General features: G+C 71.9%; 15 protein-coding genes and 1 pseudogene. 8 read left to right on the forward strand and 8 right to left on the reverse strand.

Features of this window, described 5'->3' with window-relative positions; translation table 11 throughout:
* Positions 1-65 precede the first annotated feature (65 nt).
* Positions 66-2,684 carry a protein kinase domain-containing protein gene (locus tag OG519_RS31605; RefSeq protein ID WP_405591222.1) on the reverse strand — a complete coding sequence of 873 codons (2,619 nt, stop codon included), beginning with the start codon at positions 2,682-2,684 and terminating at the stop codon, positions 66-68.
* Between the two features lie 563 nt (positions 2,685-3,247).
* On the opposite strand from OG519_RS31605, the gene OG519_RS31610 reads away from it, so the two are divergent.
* Positions 3,248-3,991 carry a class I SAM-dependent methyltransferase gene (locus tag OG519_RS31610; protein ID WP_405591225.1) on the forward strand — a complete coding sequence of 248 codons (744 nt, stop codon included), beginning with the start codon at positions 3,248-3,250 and terminating at the stop codon, positions 3,989-3,991.
* A gap of 75 nt (positions 3,992-4,066) precedes the next feature.
* Here the strand turns inward: OG519_RS31610 and OG519_RS31615 are convergent, their stop codons facing one another.
* Positions 4,067-4,357, reverse strand: a complete 291-nt coding sequence (locus OG519_RS31615) for a DUF4190 domain-containing protein (RefSeq protein WP_405591228.1) — start codon at positions 4,355-4,357, stop codon at positions 4,067-4,069.
* Between the two features lie 222 nt (positions 4,358-4,579).
* Here OG519_RS31615 and OG519_RS31620 point away from each other — a divergent pair, with 222 nt between their 5' ends.
* Together OG519_RS31620 and OG519_RS31625 are read left to right on the forward strand one after the other, a co-directional pair.
* On the forward strand, positions 4,580-4,921 hold the full coding sequence (locus OG519_RS31620; RefSeq protein WP_405591231.1) for a DUF5713 family protein: 342 nt from the start codon (positions 4,580-4,582) through the stop codon (positions 4,919-4,921).
* A 144-nt stretch (positions 4,922-5,065) separates the two neighbouring features.
* Complete coding sequence (locus OG519_RS31625; protein WP_405591234.1) at positions 5,066-5,635, forward strand: FBP domain-containing protein; 570 nt, start codon at positions 5,066-5,068, stop codon at positions 5,633-5,635.
* Between the two features lie 67 nt (positions 5,636-5,702).
* Here OG519_RS31625 and OG519_RS31630 read toward each other — a convergent pair whose 3' ends face one another.
* The 4 genes and pseudogenes from OG519_RS31630 to OG519_RS31645 form a co-directional block, all read right to left on the reverse strand.
* Positions 5,703-6,500, reverse strand: coding sequence for an SAM-dependent methyltransferase (locus tag OG519_RS31630; RefSeq protein ID WP_405591237.1), 798 nt, complete (start codon positions 6,498-6,500; stop codon positions 5,703-5,705).
* Positions 6,501-6,625: 125 nt separating this feature from the next.
* Entirely contained in the window at positions 6,626-7,453 is an 828-nt protein-coding gene (locus OG519_RS31635; RefSeq protein WP_405591240.1) for an SAM-dependent methyltransferase, read from the reverse strand.
* 202 nt (positions 7,454-7,655) lie between these two features.
* Positions 7,656-7,871: pseudogene (locus tag OG519_RS31640) on the reverse strand (DUF397 domain-containing protein); the annotation flags it as partial.
* 29 nt (positions 7,872-7,900) lie between these two features.
* Positions 7,901-8,722 (reverse strand): helix-turn-helix domain-containing protein, encoded by an 822-nt coding sequence (locus tag OG519_RS31645; RefSeq protein WP_405593139.1) that lies wholly within the window; start codon positions 8,720-8,722, stop codon positions 7,901-7,903.
* Positions 8,723-9,048: 326 nt separating this feature from the next.
* Here OG519_RS31645 and OG519_RS31650 point away from each other — a divergent pair, with 326 nt between their 5' ends.
* On the forward strand, positions 9,049-9,510 hold the full coding sequence (locus OG519_RS31650) for an ATP-binding protein (protein ID WP_405591243.1): 462 nt from the start codon (positions 9,049-9,051) through the stop codon (positions 9,508-9,510).
* Positions 9,511-9,588: 78 nt separating this feature from the next.
* On the opposite strand, the gene OG519_RS31655 is transcribed toward OG519_RS31650, so the two are convergent.
* Positions 9,589-10,218 carry a TetR/AcrR family transcriptional regulator gene (locus OG519_RS31655; RefSeq protein WP_405591246.1) on the reverse strand — a complete coding sequence of 210 codons (630 nt, stop codon included), beginning with the start codon at positions 10,216-10,218 and terminating at the stop codon, positions 9,589-9,591.
* 89 nt (positions 10,219-10,307) lie between these two features.
* Here OG519_RS31655 and OG519_RS31660 point away from each other — a divergent pair, with 89 nt between their 5' ends.
* A complete protein-coding gene (locus OG519_RS31660) occupies positions 10,308-11,255 on the forward strand; it encodes a beta-ketoacyl-ACP synthase 3 (protein ID WP_405591249.1) in 948 nt (315 codons plus the stop codon).
* 179 nt (positions 11,256-11,434) lie between these two features.
* Here OG519_RS31660 and OG519_RS31665 read toward each other — a convergent pair whose 3' ends face one another.
* Positions 11,435-12,688: a serine hydrolase domain-containing protein gene (locus tag OG519_RS31665; protein WP_405591252.1), complete on the reverse strand. Its 1,254-nt coding sequence runs from the start codon at positions 12,686-12,688 to the stop codon at positions 11,435-11,437.
* 215 nt (positions 12,689-12,903) lie between these two features.
* Here OG519_RS31665 and OG519_RS31670 point away from each other — a divergent pair, with 215 nt between their 5' ends.
* The 3 genes from OG519_RS31670 to OG519_RS31680 all read left to right on the forward strand — a co-directional run bounded on the left by OG519_RS31670 (position 12,904) and on the right by OG519_RS31680 (position 17,431).
* Positions 12,904-14,796, forward strand: a complete 1,893-nt coding sequence (locus OG519_RS31670; RefSeq protein WP_405591255.1) for a hypothetical protein — start codon at positions 12,904-12,906, stop codon at positions 14,794-14,796.
* Between the two features lie 366 nt (positions 14,797-15,162).
* Complete coding sequence (locus OG519_RS31675) at positions 15,163-16,446, forward strand: ice-binding family protein (protein WP_405591257.1); 1,284 nt, start codon at positions 15,163-15,165, stop codon at positions 16,444-16,446.
* A 214-nt stretch (positions 16,447-16,660) separates the two neighbouring features.
* The gene (locus tag OG519_RS31680) at positions 16,661-17,431 is read left to right on the forward strand and encodes a DUF5819 family protein (RefSeq protein ID WP_405591260.1); all 771 of its coding nucleotides are present in this window, start codon (positions 16,661-16,663) and stop codon (positions 17,429-17,431) included.
* The last annotated feature ends 25 nt before the right edge of the window (positions 17,432-17,456 follow it).

Raw genomic sequence — 17,456 nt, forward strand, 5'->3', positions numbered from 1 at the left:
TGTCGCTCGGGCGGGCGCCGGGAGAGGTGGCCGCCCTCAGGGCCGGCCGCGAGTGGCGGGCCGGGTCAGTTGCAGCCCACCCGGGAGGAGCCGTTGCCGGAGCCGGCCGCCGGGTCGGTGGACACGGTCACGCCGACGTACGGGTGCTTCGCGTCCGCCGTGAAGGAGAAGTTGCTCGTGAAGGTGTAGCTCGTCGCCCCCTTGGGGAACCGCGCCGTCTGAGGCGTGATCCTGACCGCCCCCTGCTCGGTGCCCGTGGCGCTGCGCCACCAGGACAGGTGCAGGGTGCCCGCGGCGGCGCCGTCGTACCGCACGAACACGGTGGCCTTCGCCGTGCGGCTGCCCGCCGAGCAGGTGAAGCCGGTGACGGCGACGGAGGAGACCTGCGGCCCCGCCGTCGACCCGGTGGTCTTCGTGGGCCCGGCCGAGGGGGTGGTCGGTACGGCGGTGGGCTTGCCGGCCGACGTGCCGGTAGGCGTGGCCGAGACGTCCTGTGTCGCGGTGGCCGTCGCGGCGGGTGTGCTTTCGGTCGCGGCCGGGGTGGCGACCGTGGGTGCGGCCGAAGGGGAGGTGCTGCCGGTCGGCGTGGTGGCGACGGCCGAGGGCGAGGTGGTCGCGGGAGCCGGGGCCGAGGTCAGCGAGGCGCTGGCCGACGGAGTGGGGGTCGCGGTGGCGTCGTCGTCGTTGTTACCCGTCGCCATGGCGGTGACGGCGACGGCACCCACGACGATCACGCCCGCGACGGCGACGGCGAGGATCTTGGCGCGGCGGCCGAAGCGGGGCTTGGGGCCTTCGGCGCCGGGTGCCGGTCCGTTGCCGGTGGGTGTGGCGCCGGCGCCTCCGAAGGCGACGGACGGGGGTGCGGTCCGCGCGAGGGCGGCCGGGGCGATCGCGGTCGCCGCCGGGCCGGCCGGGGTGGGGCCGCTCGTCTGGGGAGCCGGTGCCGGCGGAGCCACGAGTGCGGCCTCTTCGGCGGCCTTCTGCACCAACGGTCCGACCAGTGCCGCGAGTTCCTGCCGCCCGCGCTGCTCCCAGTCCTCGCCGTACGCCGCGACGGCCACCGCTTCCAGCGCGGCGGCGAAGTCGGCGGCGCTCTTGGGCCGTTCGGCCGGGTCTTCGGCCAAGCCCGAGGCGAGCAGGGGCCGTACCGGCTCGGGGAACCGGCCGCCGGGGATCGGCGTCTCGGCCTGCTGAACCGGCGGCTCGGCTTCGGTGCCCGCCGCGTGGGGCGTCGAGCCGGTGAGGCAGTCCTGGAAGGTGGCGGCCGCCGCGTAGAGGTCCGCGGCCGCGGTGGCGGGGCCGCCGGTCCCCACCTCGGGCGCCGTGTAGGGGGCGTCGGCCGCGGGCGCGGTGCCCTCACCGCCGCGGGGCGCCAGGCCGAAGCCGGCGAGTTTGGCGGTGCCGTCCGTCGTGACAGCTACGTTCGCCGGCCGGACGGCACGGTGGACGACGCCGACCTCGTGGGCGGCGGCGAGGCCGAGCAGCGATCCCTTGAGGACGGTGAGGGCCGACTCGGGGGTGGTCGCGCCCGTCTCCCGCAGCAGGGTGTCCAGGGTGACGCCGTCGACGAGTTCCGTCACGACCGCGGCGTTCGCGCCGTCCTCGGCGTAGGCGTAAAAGCGCTCGACGTGCGAGGAGTTGAGGCCGCCGAGCGGCTCGGCCTCGCCGCGGAACGCCTCCCGGAAGGTGGCGTCCGTCGCCAGCGCCGCGGACAGGTACGTGATCGCCACCGGGGTGCCGTTGGCCTCGTCCCGGGCCTTCACGACGCGGCCGGAGCCGCGCGCGCCGAGATCTCCCTCGTACAGGTAGCCGGGCACCTGCCAGGGACCGCCTTGCGGCGGAGCCGGCTGCTCGGCGGCGGGTTCCGTCACCTGGGGGCCGGCCACCTGGGCGGTGGCGGGGGTCTTCTGGGGGGTCTTCTGCCTGGGTACGGAGGGCTTGGCGCCCTTCGCCGCGACGGCCTTGCCCCGGACGGGTGCCTTCTGGGCGGGCACCTTCTGGGCGGGCACCGCCGGGGTGGTCTTCCGCGCGGCCACGGCGGGCTTGGCGGGTGTGCCCGGGGTGGCGGGGGTGGCGGGCACCGCCGGGGTGGTCTTCCGCGCGGCCACCGCGGGCTTGGCGGGCGTGGCTTTCCGCGCGGCCACGGCCGGCTTGGCGGGTGGGGTGGCGGCGGCTTTCTGCGTGGGCAGCGTCGGCTTGCCGCGGGTCGCCGCCGTCTTTCCGGGCGCGGCGGGCGAGGCCTGCGGCCCCTTCGCCGCTGCCGCCGGCTGTGTCGGTGCGGACCCGTCCGCCGTCGCGGCCGCGGGTCCGTTCTTCGCCGCTGCCCCCGCGTCGGCTCGCGCCGCGTCGGTCGCGCCCTGTTCCGGGGCGGGCGGGGCCGACTGTTCGGGGGCCGGCTGAGCCGGCTGCGGGGCGGTGGCCTCGGCGGCCGTCGCCTGGCCGGCCGCCGGGGCGGCAGCGGGAGTTGCCGCTTCCTGGCCGGTCACCTCCTGCGCGGGTGCGTCCTGTGCCCGCTGGTTCCCACCCTGTGGGGGAGCCGACGCGGGCTTGCGGGTCGTCCTGGCCGGAGCCTTGCGCCCCTTCGCCGCGGGCCTCGGGCCCTGGCGCCGCTGCCCGGCCGGCTGTCCCGCCGGGGCCGTTCCGTTGTTCTCGCCCGGTTTGCCCGTGCCGTCGTGGTCGTCCACCTGATCCCGTCCCTCGTGCCGCCCCTTGTGGCGGGGCCGCTGTCTTGTGCGCCAAATCCTTGCGAGCTTCGCCCTGGCCACACCGCCCGGCACGGCATCCCCCAGCGGCGCCGGGGCGCCCCAAGCTCGGTCGGCCGCAAGCCTCGTGGCTTCACCACCAGGACTTCCGGCCGTTCGGCCCGCTGAGGGCACCCCCACGCGAATCGCGGGTGGGGAGTACCGGACGACGCTCTTTCCGGGCAAAGCCGCCGGTCACGGCATGAGCCCCTCGACGCCCGGTTCCGTACATGGGTTCTGCCGGCAGCCGGGCCGATCTGCCGGGGTTCACGGCGGCCGCCGACCTTCCCCCCGCGGGAGGCTGACCGTCGAAGAAGCGGGCAGGGCCCGGGCGTTACCCAGGGGCCGGAGAGGCGGAGCCGTGAGGATCAAGAGGGTACTGGTGATCGCCCCTTCATGACGGATCGGGTCACCCCTGACCCCGCCCCGGCGGCCCGGAACAGTGAACGCCCGCGAAGCAACGTCACGTTCGAGAAGCGCGCCGCCCCTGGACTACCCTCGCGCGGATGACCACGCAGTGGACGAACGAGGCCGCGATCCGGCAGTGGCACGCCATACCGCGTGCGGTGATCGAGGCGATGGAGCCCGACGGGGACTTCGCCAAGCGGCACTTGGTCAACCCGGTGCTGTTGCGGATGCTGGGTGATCTGCGCGGGCGGCGCGTACTGGACGCCGGGTGCGGCGAGGGCTACTTCAGCCGGATGCTCGCCGGGCGAGAAGCCGAGGTGGTGGGCGTCGAGCCGACGGACGCGATGTTCTCCTACGCCCGGGACAAGGAGCGCGAACTGCGGCAGGGGATCCGCTACGTCCAGGCGGACTTGACCAGCCTGCCGGACCTGGGCGGTCCCTTCGACGCGGTCGTGTGCAGCATGGTGCTGTCGGCCATCCCCGACTGGAGGCCCGCCATGCGGGCTTGCGTACAGGTCCTGTGGCCGGGCGGGTTGTTCGTGTTCTCGGTCAACCACCCGGCCTTCGAGCGGTTGTGGCGGACCTGGCGCGAGCACGGCGAGTACCGTCTGCGGAGTTACCTGGCGGAGTACGAGATCGTCCAGACCCACGCCTCCGACTTCCACCGGCCGATCTCGGCCTACCTCAACGAACTCGCGGCTCTGGGATGCCGATTGCGGGAACTCGCCGAGCCGGGGCTCGACCCCGCGACAGCGGAGGAGGCCGAGCGCGCCACTCCCGGTATCGAGAGCTATGTGCGGCTGCCCAACTTCCTCATCGCGGCAGCCGAGTCGCCCCTATGACGTGCGCGGCCCCGGCCGTAATGATCGGCCGGGGCCGGGCGTGGGGTACTGGTCGGTCGTGCGGCGGGGGCCGGTTCAGCCGACGTGCCAGCTGAAGCCGCCGCTGTGGCTGGCGATCGCGAGCGTGACGACGAACAGGACGATGTCGACGGCGCCCAGGATCACCGCTGCCAGGGCCATCCCGTGGTGACCGGCGCCGCGGCGGGCGTTGCGCAGGCCGGTGCCGCCGAAGATCAGGGCCAGCGGGCCAAGGATCACGTTGAACAGGAAGATCCCGACGATGCCGCACACCAGCCCGGCGATGGCGAGCCCGTTGCTGCCCGTCCTGGCCGGTGTCCCGGTGGTGTTGCCATAGCTCGTGGTCATGACACTCTCCTCCGTGTCCCCGTGTCCCCGTGGCCGTACCGCCCCCCGCGGGACGGCCCGATTACCTCCACAGGACCGCTCTGGTACTCATCCGTGTGCCCTGACACCCGGAAGTAAGCCGGGATTCTCCCGGCCAGGGCCACCACGGCGTCGGCCGGCCCGCTCTGTCAGTGGTGTGGTGCATGATCGGCACATCGGTTCTCGAGCGGGACGGGAGACGTCATGGCGATCACCAACCAGCAGGTGGCAGGGCACGCGTTCTTGAAGCGGCTGTACGCGGACGGCTACTTCCCCGATCCCGTCGTGGGCAAGGGCGAGGCGATCCTGCGGCGGCTGTGCGAACGGATCGAGGCTGGGCATCCGCCGGATCTGACGGCCCTCTACACCCTGACCCAGGCCGCGACGGAGGAGTTCAACCTGCTGGAGGCGGAGTTCGAGGCAGCCGGGAGCGAGATCGAGACCGTCGCCCGCGAGGAGATAGCCGAGGACTTCTGGTTCATCGCCTCCGCCTACGGCTTCGCGGACGCGGCGGTGGAAGAGCTGATCGCCACCCGCGACTGGTGAGGCCGCCGGCCGGACGACGGTTGGCTGCCGATGCGCGGCGCCCCGGCCCCGCGCTCTTCCGATGCCCGGGTGCTTGCGCGGCCCCCGCGCGACCGGGCGAAATGCGGGTGACGGGTGGGCGGACGCGCTGTTAGCGTCACGGGTATGGACCCTCTCGGTGAAGCGCGGATCCGCGGCTCGTTCGTCAACTGCTCCAAGGGCGAGGCGAAGCGGATCAGCCTGCCCAGGGAGCTCGGTGGGCTTCCCTGGGCGGATCTGGACTTCCTGGGGTGGCGGGATCCGGGCGCGCCGGACCGGGCCTACCTGGTGCGGCCGGGTACGGGCGAGGCGGGGGACGGGGCCGGGCCGGTCGGGATCACTCTGCGGATCGCCCCCGGCACCCGGCGGAATCTGCTGCGCAGCAGCCTCTGCTCGCTCTGCCTGACCGGGCACTCGGGCGGCGGCGTCGACCTGCTGGCCGCGCCGCTGGCCGGGCCGGCCGGGCGGCAGGGCAATACGGTGGCGCTCTACATGTGCGCGGACCTGGCCTGCTCCCTCTATGTGCGCGGCAAGAAGACCTCGGCGCTGGCCAAGCGGCTGGAGGAGACGCTCACCCTGGACGAGCAGATCGCCCGCACGCTGCGGAATCTGGACGGCTTTCTGGCGAAGGTGACCGGCCTCGGGTCACCGGCCGCACGGCAGGCGACCCCGGATCCGGGCGCGCCCGCCCACTGAGAGACGGCGCTTCCCAAGGCGGCGCTTCCGGCCACCCGGTCGGTCAGATGACCTAGGCCGGTACTGGTCAGCCGTTCTTGCGGGCCACCCCGCCGTAGAAGCCGATCTCGGCGGACCGCGGCGGCGGGGGAGTGTCCGGGCGCCAGAACGGGGCCTGGGCCAGGCCGGGCTCGATCAGCTCGAAGCCGTCGAAGAACCGCTCCACCTCGGCGCGCGAGCGCAGATTCAGCGTGGCGGTGGCCTTGTTGTAGACGGCCTTCGCCTCGCTGCGGTCGGCGAAGTCGCCGGTCGCGTGCGAGAGCACCAGGAAGCTGCCGGCCGGCAGCGCGTCGCGCAGGCCGGCGACGACCCGCGCGGGGTCCTCCGCGTCGGTGAGGAAGTGGAGGATGGCGACGAGGAGCAGGGCGACCGGCTCGTCGAAGTCGATCACCTTGCGGACATCGGGGTGCTCCACGATGGCCCGCGGGTCGCGCAGGTCGGCGAGCACGATGCTGGTCTCGCCCGTGCGGCTGAGGAGCGCGTTGGCGTACGTGTTCACGATCGGGTCGTTGTCGACGTAGGCGATCCGTACGTCGGGGGCGACCTCCTCGGCGATCTCGTGCACGTTCGGTGACGTGGGCAGGCCGGTGCCGATGTCGAGGATCTGCCGGACGCCGGTGCCGACCACGTACCGCACGGCGCGCTGGAGGAAGGCCCGGTTGGCCCGCACGCCGATCCGTACCTCGGGCGCCGCGTAGGCGAGTTGGTTGCCCGCCTCGCGGTCGACCTCGTAGTTGTCCTTGCCGCCCAGCAGGTAGTCGTAGATCCGGGCAGGATGCGGCCTGCTGGTATCGATCTCCTCGGCGCGGAAGCCGTACTGCGTCACGCTGCGCTCCTCTCGACAACCGGCACGGCCATCCCCGCCCGCGACCGGCTGACAGCAGTTTCCCACATCAACTTGTGTGCGGCACATCAACTTCGCTGGCGAGGACGCCGGTTGGTGACACCCGGTTACGGCTTGACGGCCACCCCGGCCCACAGGCTGACCTCCGCGTCGGTCGGCTCCTGCGCCGCCGAGCCGGCGCCCGCCCCGGCGTCGGGGCGCCAGCGGTGGCCGACCGTCACACCGGGGTCGAGCAGGTCCAGGCCGTCGAAGAAACGGGTGACGTCGGCCTTGGCGCGGAACCGGACCGGCGTGCCGCTGCTGGTGTAGATCTGGGTGACCCGGGCCCAGGTGGCCGGGTCGAAATCGGGGGTGCAGTGGCTGATGGCCAGGGCGCTGCCCGAGGGGAGGGCGTCCATCAGCCGGCCGACGAGCCCGTACGGGTCCTGGGAGTCGGTGATGAAGTGCAGCAGCGCGTTGAGGGAGAGGGCCACCGGCTGCGTCAGGTCCAGTACCTCCCGCAGTTCGGGGGCGTCGAGCAGGGTGCCGGGGTCGTTGGCGTCCGCCTCGATGTACGTGGTCCGGCCCTCGGGCGCGCTGCGCATCAGTGTCTCGGCGTACTTGAGCACGAGGGGATCGTTGTCCGCGTAGACGACCCTCGCCTGGGGGACGATGGCCTGGGCCACCTGGTGGAGGTTGGGCTCGGTGGGGACACCGGTGCCGATGTCGAGCCACTGCCGGATCCCGTGCTCCCGCGCGAGCACACGGGTGGCCCGGTGCATGAACGCCCGGTTCTCCCTGGCGCACACGAAGATGCCGGGATACGCCGTCGCCACCCGCTCCGCCGCCTGCTTGTCGGCGTCGAAGTGATCCTTGCCGCCGAGGTAGTAGTCGTACATGCGGGCGGAGTGCGGCTTGCTGGTGTCGATGTCCCGCGCGGCGTGGGAGCCGGTCATCGTGTCCCTCCAGACGGTTGCGTCGGTTTCATCGGTTCGTCGGTTTCGTCGGTTTCGTCGGTTTGTTTCCGGGCGGCGCGCCGCCCGGGTGGGGTGGTGCCTGCTACCTGATGCTCGGCGCCGACGCGACCACGTGGAGCCGCGGCTTTCGCGGCGCGGTGGACGCGGCGTCGTGCGGGGTGTCGGTGCCGGCGGCCGGGTCGCCGGCCGCCATGTGGTCGGCGAGGCCGTCCTTGACCCCGATGAGGAACGCGCTGATCTCCGCTCTGGTGTAGATCAGGGCGGGGCCGGCCGGATCGGTTGACTGGCGGATCGCGACCCGGCCGTCGGCCAGCCGCATCATCTCCACGCACTGGCCGCCGCTCGTCCCGCTCCAGGGGCGTTCCCAGCCCTGCTCGCCCAGTTCGGAAGCGGGCATTCCGTTGTAGACGCCGTCGTCGGTGATGCTCACGCGTACTCCTTCCGCAGGCGATTCAGGATCGCCTTGCTGCCACTCGTGGAGGTAAGGAGGGACATCCGGTTGTGCGCCTCGAGATGCGCGACCACGTCGGGGCGTTGGTCGAAGTAGACGGATCCCGAGAGAAGCTCCGTGTAGACGATGTCCGGCAACTCCGGGGCGTCGAAGCGGAAGTAGGTGAAGGGGGCGAAGGCCCCCACGTGGGCGCCCACCTCGAACGGCACGACGTCAATGGTGATGGAGGGGAGTTCGGCCGCTTCGAGAAGCCGGTCGATCTGCTCCCGCATCACCTCCGCGCCACCGATGAGCCGGTGCAGCACCGCCTCCTCCATCACCACCCAGAGGGTCGGCGCGTCCGGCCGGTCCAGCAGGATCTGGCGGCGCAGCCGCAGACCCACCCGGCGTTCGAGATCCTCTTCCGTGGCGTGCGGGAACCCGGCGCTCAGGATGGCGCGGGCATACGCGGGGGTCTGGAGCAGCCCGGTGACGTAGTGGGGTTCGTAGGTGCGCAGCGTGCGGGCGTCGCTCTCCAGGCTCACATAGGCGGTGAACCAGCCGGGCAGCACATCGCGGTACCGGTGCCACCAGCCTGGCTGACTGGCCTGTTCGGCCATGTCGATGAACTCGTCGGTCTCCTGGTCACCGGCCCCGTAGGTCCGCAGGAGCTTCTCCACGTAGGGGACTTTGAGCCCGACCTCCGCCTTCTCCATCCGGCGGATCGTCAGGGGCGCGACCCGCAGCGCCTTGGCCGCGTCCTCCAGCGTCACACCGGCGCCCTCGCGCAGATCCTTCAGCCGCTTGCCGAGGATCATGCGGAGCACGGTGGGAGCGCCGGTGCCGCCGACCGGACGGGGATCGCTCACGACCTGCCTCCTGAGTCTGTGTCACCAGCACCGAACGATAGGCCAACTAACGCTTCGATACTGCCGAGTTGAAATTATCAGAGAGTCGGTTGCGAGATGAACGGGGCGGCCAGCATAGTGTCACTGTGATCGACTCCACCGGCCACGCACGTCGCCGCCGTGACACGGCGGCACCCGGGTCCCGGCCTGCCGTGCCGGCCGACCGACCGGCGATCACCGGCCCCACCGGGGTCTTGGACGCCCAGCACACCCGTCCGCCGACGGAAGGCGAAGCCGTGCCTCTTGCCACATCCCGCCCCTCCCCCCAACTCCTCGTCGGGGCGCCGCTGGGCAGAGTCCACTGGCTCGATCTCCCGGCCGAGCGGCCCAGCGTGGGGGCGTCGCGTTCGGCGGTGGGCAACTGGCTGCGCGGCTGGCGACTGCCCGAGGAGAGCTGCGAGGACGCGGTCCTCATCGTGTCCGAGCTGGCCACCAACGTGATAGGCCACACCAACAGCGAGCGGTTCCTGTGCTGTGTCGGCCTCACCGCGGGCAACCTGATACATCTGGAAGTGCACGACCACGGGACCGTCGCGGGCCAGCTGCTCCCGGTCAGTGCCGGGCCGGACGACGAGGGCGGCCGCGGCCTCTTACTGGTCGAGCACTTGAGTGAACAATGGGGTGTGCGGCGGTCCCTGCTGACCTACGGCAGCGTGGTGTGGGCGCGGCTCCCCGAAGGGCGAGCCGCCCTCGGCTGAGGCCGGCGCCCGCGAACGTCCCACGTCCGGCGCCGACACGGCGCCGTTCGCCCCCGCGATGTCCCCAGGTCCTGGACGTCAGTGCGCCGCCTCGCGGGCGCCGAGGGGCCGGCCGAGCAGTCGGGCCGTCGCCCGGCGGGCCCGGTCGGGCGCGCCGCGGTCGCGGTGGAGTTGCAGCGCGAAGTTCAACGCCAGCATCTGGCCGGTGAGTTCGAAGACCACCTGCTCAGGGTCGGTCGCCGGCGGCAGATCCCCGGCCGCGACGGCGAGCCGCACATGGCGCCGCAGATCGTGCCCCTGCCACAGCGACGTCAGCCGTGCCACGGCCTCCCGCACCGGCCCGTCCCGGTCGTCGAACTCGGTGGCCGCCGCGGCGAAGAAGCAGCCGCCGGGGAAGACCCCCCGCTCCAGATAAGAGATCCACGCCTCGCACAGCGCCAGCAGATGCGGCATGCCCGCCGCCGCCGCGACGGCGCGCTGCGGCACCTCCCGGAAGAAGACCTCGGCGGCCGTTTCCAGCACGGCCAGTTGCAGGCTCTCCTTGGTGCCGAAGTGGCCCAGCACGCCCGACTTGCTCATGTCCAGATCGGCGGCGAGCCGGCCGATCGTCAGGCCTTCCAGCCCTTCGGCCGAGGCGAGCTCCACGCCACGGGCAAGGATCGCGCCACGGGTCTGCCGGGCGTCGGCTGCGGATCTCCTGGGACTCACGTGATCACTATAGCGGCCGCCACCGCTTTAGCGTCCGAACGTTCGGATGCTATATTCCGGCTCGGCCTCGCCTACCCAAGGAGCACGCCATGCCCGGATCCCGTATCTCCGCCCTGGGCCATTACCAGCCCGAGCACATCCTCACCAATGACGATCTGGCCGGCATGGTCGACACCAACGACGCGTGGATCCGCCAGCGCACCGGCATCGTCACCCGCCGCATCGCCCGCGACGAGTCGGTCACCGACATGGCGGCGGCAGCGGCGGGCAAGGCACTGGCCGGCGCCGGGCTGCCGCCCGCCGACATCGACATGGTGGTCGTCGCCACCTGCTCCGCGATGGACCGCTCCCCGAACATCGCCACCCAGGTCGCGGGCCGGCTCGGCATCCCCGAAGCCGTCGGCTTCGACGTCAACAACGCCTGCGCGGGCTTCTGTACGGCCCTGGCCACCGCCGACCACGCCGTCCGCGCGGGCGCGGCCCGGCACGCGCTGGTCGTCGGGGCGGAGAAGATGAGCGACGTCACCGACTGGACCGACCGCTCCACCTGCATCCTGCTGGGCGACGGCGCGGGCGCCGCGGTCGTGAGCCTCGACCCGGCGGGCGACGGGACCGGGATCGGACCGGTCGTCTGGGGTTCCGACCCGAGCCGGGGCGCGGCCGTCCGGCTCGACGACGACTGGCACCCCCACTTCCGGCAGGACGGCCAGGCCGTCTTCCGCTGGGCCACCACCGCGCTCGCCCCGCTGGCCGCCGAGGCCTGCCGGCGGGCCGGCATCACGCCGGGCGCACTGGGGGCGATCGTCACCCACCAGGCCAATCTGCGCATCATCGACTCCATCGTCCGCCAACTCGACGCGGACCAGGCGGTGGTGGCGCGCGACGTGGTCGACTCGGGCAACACCTCGGCGGCGTCGGTGCCCCTCGCCCTGGCCAAGCTCGTCGAACGCGGTGAGATCCCCGGCGGGACACCCACCCTGCTGCTCGGCTTCGGCGGGGGCCTGTCCTGGGCCGGACAGGTCGTCACGTCTCCCTGACCCGGCCCTTGACGCCCAAGCCACCGGCCGCCCGTACGCATGGGGCGCCGGAACGGGCCCCGGCCGGGTGACGGCCGGGGCCCGGGTCGCGAGGACGTGCGGAGAACGGCGAGGAACGGCGACGAACCGCAAAGGAGTTTCGGGGAGCTCCCGATGAAGGAGCCCCCGCCACCGCCCGGCTACGGAGTGACGCCGGCCGCCTCCTCCGCCGCGACGCGGACGGAATCGGCCGCCGCGACGCGCTGGGCGGCGGGAGCGGCGCTCCGCCCGCAGAAGACGGGGTCGAGGGCGGCCCGCTCGGCGGTGAAGACGGCGGTGTTGTTGGAGGCGTCGGCCGAGACGGTGACCTGCCGGGAGCCGTCCTTCGTGGTGTACGAGTAGGTCTGGTAGCCCTCCACGATGCCGTCGTGGCCGTAGACCCGCGTCCCGCAGGACAGCGTGTACTGGCGGATGCCGAGGCCGTAGCCCGAGGTGGAGTCGATCGCCCGCGCCGCCTCCATCTCGGCGAGTTGGGCCTTGGGCAGCAGCTTGCCGGCGGAGAGCGCGCGCCAGTACGCGTTGAGGTCGGCGGTGCTGGAGATGGCCGCGCCGGCCGTCCAGATCCATGAAGCTGTCTGCGCCGTCGCGTCGAACAGCGGCTTGGTGCGGTCGTCCTCGGTGAGGTAACCGATGGCGTGCGGGCCGCCGATGCCGGTCTTCGGCACGATGAAGCGGGTGTGCGCCAGGCCGAGCGGGGCGATGATCCGCTCGTCGAGCACCTGCTGGTAGGGCTTGCCGGTGATGTGCTCGACCAGCAGCCCGAGCACCACGAAGTTGGTGTTGGAGTACCCGTACTGGCTGCCCGGGGTGAACTGCGAGCCGTGGGTGAGGGCTTGGGCCACCAGGTCGGCCGGGTCGTAGGTGCCGTACCGGAACTGCTGGTAGCCGGTGACGGTGTCGCCCACCAGGATGCCGGGCAGGTCGTTGGTGTAGTCGTAGAGGCCGCTGGTGTGGTCGAGCAATTCCCTTACGGTGATCGGCGAGTCGGCGGGCAGCACGCCGGTGGGCAGATAGCCGGCGGCGGGCGCGTCGAGGTCGACGAGGTGCTGGGCCTCCAGTTGCAGCACCAGTACGGCGGTGAGGTTCTTGGTGATGCTGCCGACCCGGAACTGGCCCTTGGCGTCGACCGGTGTGCCGGCCGCCAGGTCGCCGGTGCCGACGCTGACCGTCCCACCGCCCCCGGCGTGGTCGCTGACCAGGGCGAGGGCGCCGGGTGAACCGGCCGACACCACGCCGCTGAGTGCCTGCCGCAGCCCGGCGAGGTCGGGCGCGGGAGCGGCGGTGGCCGGTGTGGCGTTCGCCGTGCCCGCGGTCAGGGCGGCGGAGGCGATGGCGACCAGGGCGGCCGCTCCGGCGAGGGCGCGGGAGCGGGAACTGCTGCGACGCGAAGGCACGATGGGACTCCGGTTCTGTCTCGGTACGGGTGAGCCGTGTGCGACCGCACCCGTACCTCCCTACTCCCCGGCGCCGCCCCCGGGTTGCCTGCCACGCCCCGGCTCGTGGATCCCGAGCGGGTGGCCGGGGCGGGAGTGAACAACATCGGCCCCGTACACGTGTGTCACGTAGGACATGCACCAAGCATCTCCGAAACAGGCCAGGGAGGACCCGTATGCCGCGGCAGCACTCAAGTCCGGCGGACTTCGAACTGGTCGGACTGGACCGGGACCCGACACCTGGCGATCCCGACCTGATCCGGGGAATCCTCCAGCGCTACCGGGACATCGGGGACGCGGCCGAGAAGGCCCTGAACGTGCTCAAGCGGGACGGGGCGCTGGCCCAGGGCCGCGGCTCGGCGATCGACAAGCTCCGGGAGAAGGTCGGCGACGACCTGCCCGACAAGCTGACCAAGACGATGAACTCCTACCACGACGCCGCCCAGGCCTACACGGACTACATCCCGCGGCTCCAGGAGGCTCAGGACACCTTCGACCGGGCGGTGGAGCAGGCGCAGAGCGCGGCCCCGCAGGCCGGCCGGCCGCCCAGGACCCTGGGCCCGGACGCGACCGACCAGGAGAAGGCCGACGCCCGGCAGACCCAGGACGCCATCGACCAGGGCCGGCAGCAGCTCGGCGCGGCCAAGAGCCTGGCCGAACAGGCCAGGTCACTGCGGGAGTCGGCCCAGCGCTCCTGCGCCGACGTGCTGGACCGGGCCGCGGGCGAGGCGATCCCCGAACGGAGCGTCTTCCAGAAGATCGCCGACTTCTTCAAGGACTTCCCGTTCGTCCAGATCCTGCTCGGCCTGCTCATCGCGGTCGTCTCGGTCTTCTTCCCTGTCGCGGGCCTCCTGCTGGGCGGCGCGCTCTTCGCGATCACCCAGATATCCGCCATCGCCAGCGGCAACTTCAGCCTCGGCGACTTCCTGACCGGGCTGATCGGTCTGGTCCCGGGCGGCTCGCTGATCAAGGCGGCCGGCGGCGCGCTGGTCAAGGGCGGCGCCGCGGCGATCGAGAAGCTGGCGCCGGGCCTGGCCAAGGCGGTCGGCGGCAGTATCAAGGGGCTCAAGGGGACCATCGGCGCGAGCAAGACGATCGGGCCGCTGGTCAAGAGCGACGGAGCCCGTCTTGTCGGCGACGCCGCCAAGGAGTTCGGTAAGGAGGCGGGCGACGAGGCCGCCACCGAGGTCCTCAACGGCGATCAGCTCGACGCCGGGGCCATCCTGGGGGCCGGTGCGCTCGGCGTCGCCGGTGGCGGCTTCGCCGGCGGGCGGGCGAAGAACGGGCGCTCCGGCGGTGGGATTCCGGTCAAGACCTCCGGTGGCGGAGCGGGCACGAGCAGGGGATTCGGCGACCAAGGGGGCGCCAAGGCCGGCCCGTCGACCACCAAGGCCGGCCCGTCGAACACCAAGGGCGTCCCCCCGATCCCGAAGAAGGGCTCGACCTCGACCGCGGACGCGCCGCCGCCCCCGAAGGCGCTGACCTCGGACCAGATCCTGGACAAGATCACCGGCACCGGCAGCGATCAGCGCCGCACCCTCGGCGGCTTCTCCTTCGGCGCCGACACCCGCAACAACGGCGGCAAGAACCTCATCTCCCGCCCCGAGGTGGTGACGGTGAAGGACGGGGACAAGGAGGTGAAGGTGGCCGTCCACCTCAATGTGAAAGTCAATTCGGGCAGCGAGGTGCTCTCCGGCAACAGCTCCACGGTCAATCTCAAGGTCAGCGACTTCCATCTGACCGCGCGCTCACTGGCGGACCAGAACCTGATCGACCAGCACGGTCCTTCCCGGGAGACCGCGGCGAGATCGGTGCATGTGGGGCCGAGCAACGAGGAGAAGGGATTCGACAACCGGGACGGGAACATCGACAACCTCGCCCAGTCGCTCGGCGTCTCCAAGGACAGTCTCGTCCAGGCCCTCGACGACCGCTTCGGCAGCCCGACGGCGACCGCCCACCGTTTCCAGCAGGATGTGGGGCGCGCCGTCATCAACGGTTCCGCCGCGGAGAACGTGAACGTGGGTTTCGAGGGCAGCGACAAGTCATTCCCCATCAGGAACGGCGACTGAGGGCGAAACGGGTCCGATGCGGGGCGCGTACACCATATGGCGGGCGGCAGTTTAGCCGCCGGGCGTGGCGGATTCCTGATTTGTTGGGCCGGACGATGACCCCGCCACCAGCGCATATGCCGGTTTCTGATTGCGCCGTCCGGGGCCGGGGCCGAGATTCACCCGAATGCGCCCTTCTTCATCGAGCGGACCTATCTACTTTGGTGGCCGTCTCTTCCCTTGGGCTGTCCAGGGTCTGATCTTGCGAAATTTCGGCCTGCTGACGGGAAGAGGTGAATGGCGATCCGCCAAGCGTCATGGATCGCTGTGGGACCTTCCATTTCCCCAACAGGAGTAGGCCCATCGATGAAATTGAGATTCCCTGGCATGCCTGGTTGGCGTGCCGTTTCCACCTCGATCGCCTCGGTCGCCCTGGTCGCGGGCACCGTGGTCGCGATCACGCCGACGCCGGCGAGCGCCATCGCGACGGCTGTTCCGCTCGGCACCGCCACCAGTTTCGCGGTCCTCGGCGGCCAGTCGGTGACGAACACGGGTCCTTCGGTGATCACCGGTGACCTGGGCGTCAGCCCGGGTACGGCGGTCACCGGCTTCCCGCCCGGCATCGTGAACGGGACCATCCACTCGGCCGACGCGGTCGCACTCCAGGCCCAGACCGACCTGACCACCGCCTACAACAACGCCGCCAGCCAGGCACCGGACGCCAGCATCGCCGGCGACCTCGGCGGTCTGACACTGGCGCCCGGCGTCTACAACGCGGCGTCCTCCATCGGTATCACCGGCGACCTCACGCTGGACGCCGGCGGCGACCCCAACGCGGTCTGGGTCTTCCAGATCGGCTCGACCCTGACCACCGCCTCCGCCAGCCGGGTGCTCCTCGTCAACGGCGCCTCGCCGTGCAACGTGTTCTGGCAGGTGGGCAGTTCCACCACGCTGGGCACCAACAGCACCTTCGTCGGCACCATCATGTCGCTGACGTCGACCGGGCTGAACACGGGCGCCAACGTCACCGGCCGGGCCCTGGCCCGCAACGGCTCGACGACGCTGGACACCAACGTCATCACCCTGCCGCAGTGCGGCACCACGACCGTCGGCCCGACCACGGGCGCCACCACCACCGGCGTCACCACGGGCGGGACCACGACGGGTGTCACTACCGGCGGGATCACCACGGGCGGGATCACCACGGGCGGGATCACCACGGGCGGGATCACCACGGGCGGGATCACCACCGGCGGTCTGCTGGGCGGTGTCATCGGCGGTGTGACCACGGGCGGTGGCGCCGGCGGCAGCATCACCGGCGGCAACATCGCCGGTAACACCGTCGGGAACACCGCGGGCAACACGGTGGGCGCGACCGGTGGCTACACCGCGGGCAACACGGCCGGAAACACGGCCGGAAACACCGGCGGCACCTACCCGAAGCCGCCCTACCCGAAGCCGCCGTACCCGCCCCACCACGAGAAGCCGTACCCGCCGTACCAGCCCCCGTACGAGAAGCCCCACAAGCCGGTCAAGAAGAAGTGCGACGAGAAGTCGGACAAGCCGGCCCAGCAGTACGGGCAGCAGTACGGCCAGGCCAACGACCAGTACGGCCAGGCCGACGACCAGTACGGGCAGCACCAGCACCAGGACAAGGCCCAGCAGTTCTGACGTGCTCCACCCCGCCGCTCGCTGACACCACGTGACAAGCGGCGGGGCGGCACGACAGGCAGGACCGGCGGCGTGCGGCGGAGCGATACCCATCCGCCGCACGCCGTCGGGCGTCAGGCCCGCCGGAGCACGAGGGGCCGGCGCGAGAAGTTCGATGCGAGAAACAGCGCGAGAAGTCGGCGTGAGAGTTGCGAGAGGAGGGGCCGGGATGGAAATGACTGGCCCGACAGACGTACGGGGTGGCGGCGGCAGCGGTGGCGGGCGGTCGCCCGTGCGCGTTCCCGACGACATCCGCCCCGGCGAGCCGGTGGATTCCGGTGCCAGGCCGCCGGGACACGCGCCGGACCGCCCGCCGGGCAGCGGGGGGCAGCCGCCAGGGATGCGGCCCGCGCTGCGAGGTGCGACCCGGGTGGTCGCGGCCCTCCTGGTGGCCGTCTCCCTCGTCCATGTGGTGATGGTGTTTCTGCACGTCGCACCGCCGAACCAGATCTCCCGGCGGTACGCCCCGCAGATCCAGAGCTGGATCTATCCCTTCTTCGAGCAGAACTGGCGGCTGTTCGCCCCGGAACCGGAGTCGGCGGAGCCGGAGATCTCGGTCCGGACGGAAAGCCGTGGCACCGACGGGGTGCGGCGGGTCAGCGGCTGGACGGATCTGACCGCGATCGACAACGCCTCGGTCCGGTACAGCGTCTTCCCGAGCCACACCGCCCAGAACATGCTGCGCCGGGCGTGGACCGGCTATGTGGAATCGCACGGGAACAGCGATGTGTCCTACTCCGAGCGCGCCGCGATGTGGCAGGAGTATCTGCGGAACATCGCCGTGGAACGCGTCACCGGGGGCCGGGTCGGCGCCGTCGAGAACGTCCAACTCCGCGTGCTCACACGGTCGGTACCGGGGTACGACGCCTCGGGCCACACCCTGCCGGTGCCCGCCGCGGCGCTGGAGACCCGGATCCTGCCCTGGTGGAAGGCGAAGAACGCATGACGACCGACCGCACGGCGAGGCCCGC

The organism is Streptomyces sp. NBC_01190 (assembly GCF_045039895.1).
GTDB lineage: Bacteria > Actinomycetota > Actinomycetes > Streptomycetales > Streptomycetaceae > Actinacidiphila.

Coding starts and splice junctions, on each gene's coding strand:
- OG519_RS31610 (WP_405591225.1), top strand. CDS start 3,248: ATGACCACGCAGTGGACGAACGAGGCCGCGATCCGGCAGTGGCACGCC.
- OG519_RS31615 (WP_405591228.1), bottom strand. CDS start 4,357: ATGACCACGAGCTATGGCAACACCACCGGGACACCGGCCAGGACGGGC.
- OG519_RS31620 (WP_405591231.1), top strand. CDS start 4,580: ATGGCGATCACCAACCAGCAGGTGGCAGGGCACGCGTTCTTGAAGCGG.
- OG519_RS31625 (WP_405591234.1), top strand. CDS start 5,066: ATGGACCCTCTCGGTGAAGCGCGGATCCGCGGCTCGTTCGTCAACTGC.
- OG519_RS31635 (WP_405591240.1), bottom strand. CDS start 7,453: ATGACCGGCTCCCACGCCGCGCGGGACATCGACACCAGCAAGCCGCAC.
- OG519_RS31645 (WP_405593139.1), bottom strand. CDS start 8,722: ATGATCCTCGGCAAGCGGCTGAAGGATCTGCGCGAGGGCGCCGGTGTG.
- OG519_RS31660 (WP_405591249.1), top strand. CDS start 10,308: ATGCCCGGATCCCGTATCTCCGCCCTGGGCCATTACCAGCCCGAGCAC.
- OG519_RS31670 (WP_405591255.1), top strand. CDS start 12,904: ATGCCGCGGCAGCACTCAAGTCCGGCGGACTTCGAACTGGTCGGACTG.
- OG519_RS31675 (WP_405591257.1), top strand. CDS start 15,163: ATGCCTGGTTGGCGTGCCGTTTCCACCTCGATCGCCTCGGTCGCCCTG.
- OG519_RS31680 (WP_405591260.1), top strand. CDS start 16,661: ATGACTGGCCCGACAGACGTACGGGGTGGCGGCGGCAGCGGTGGCGGG.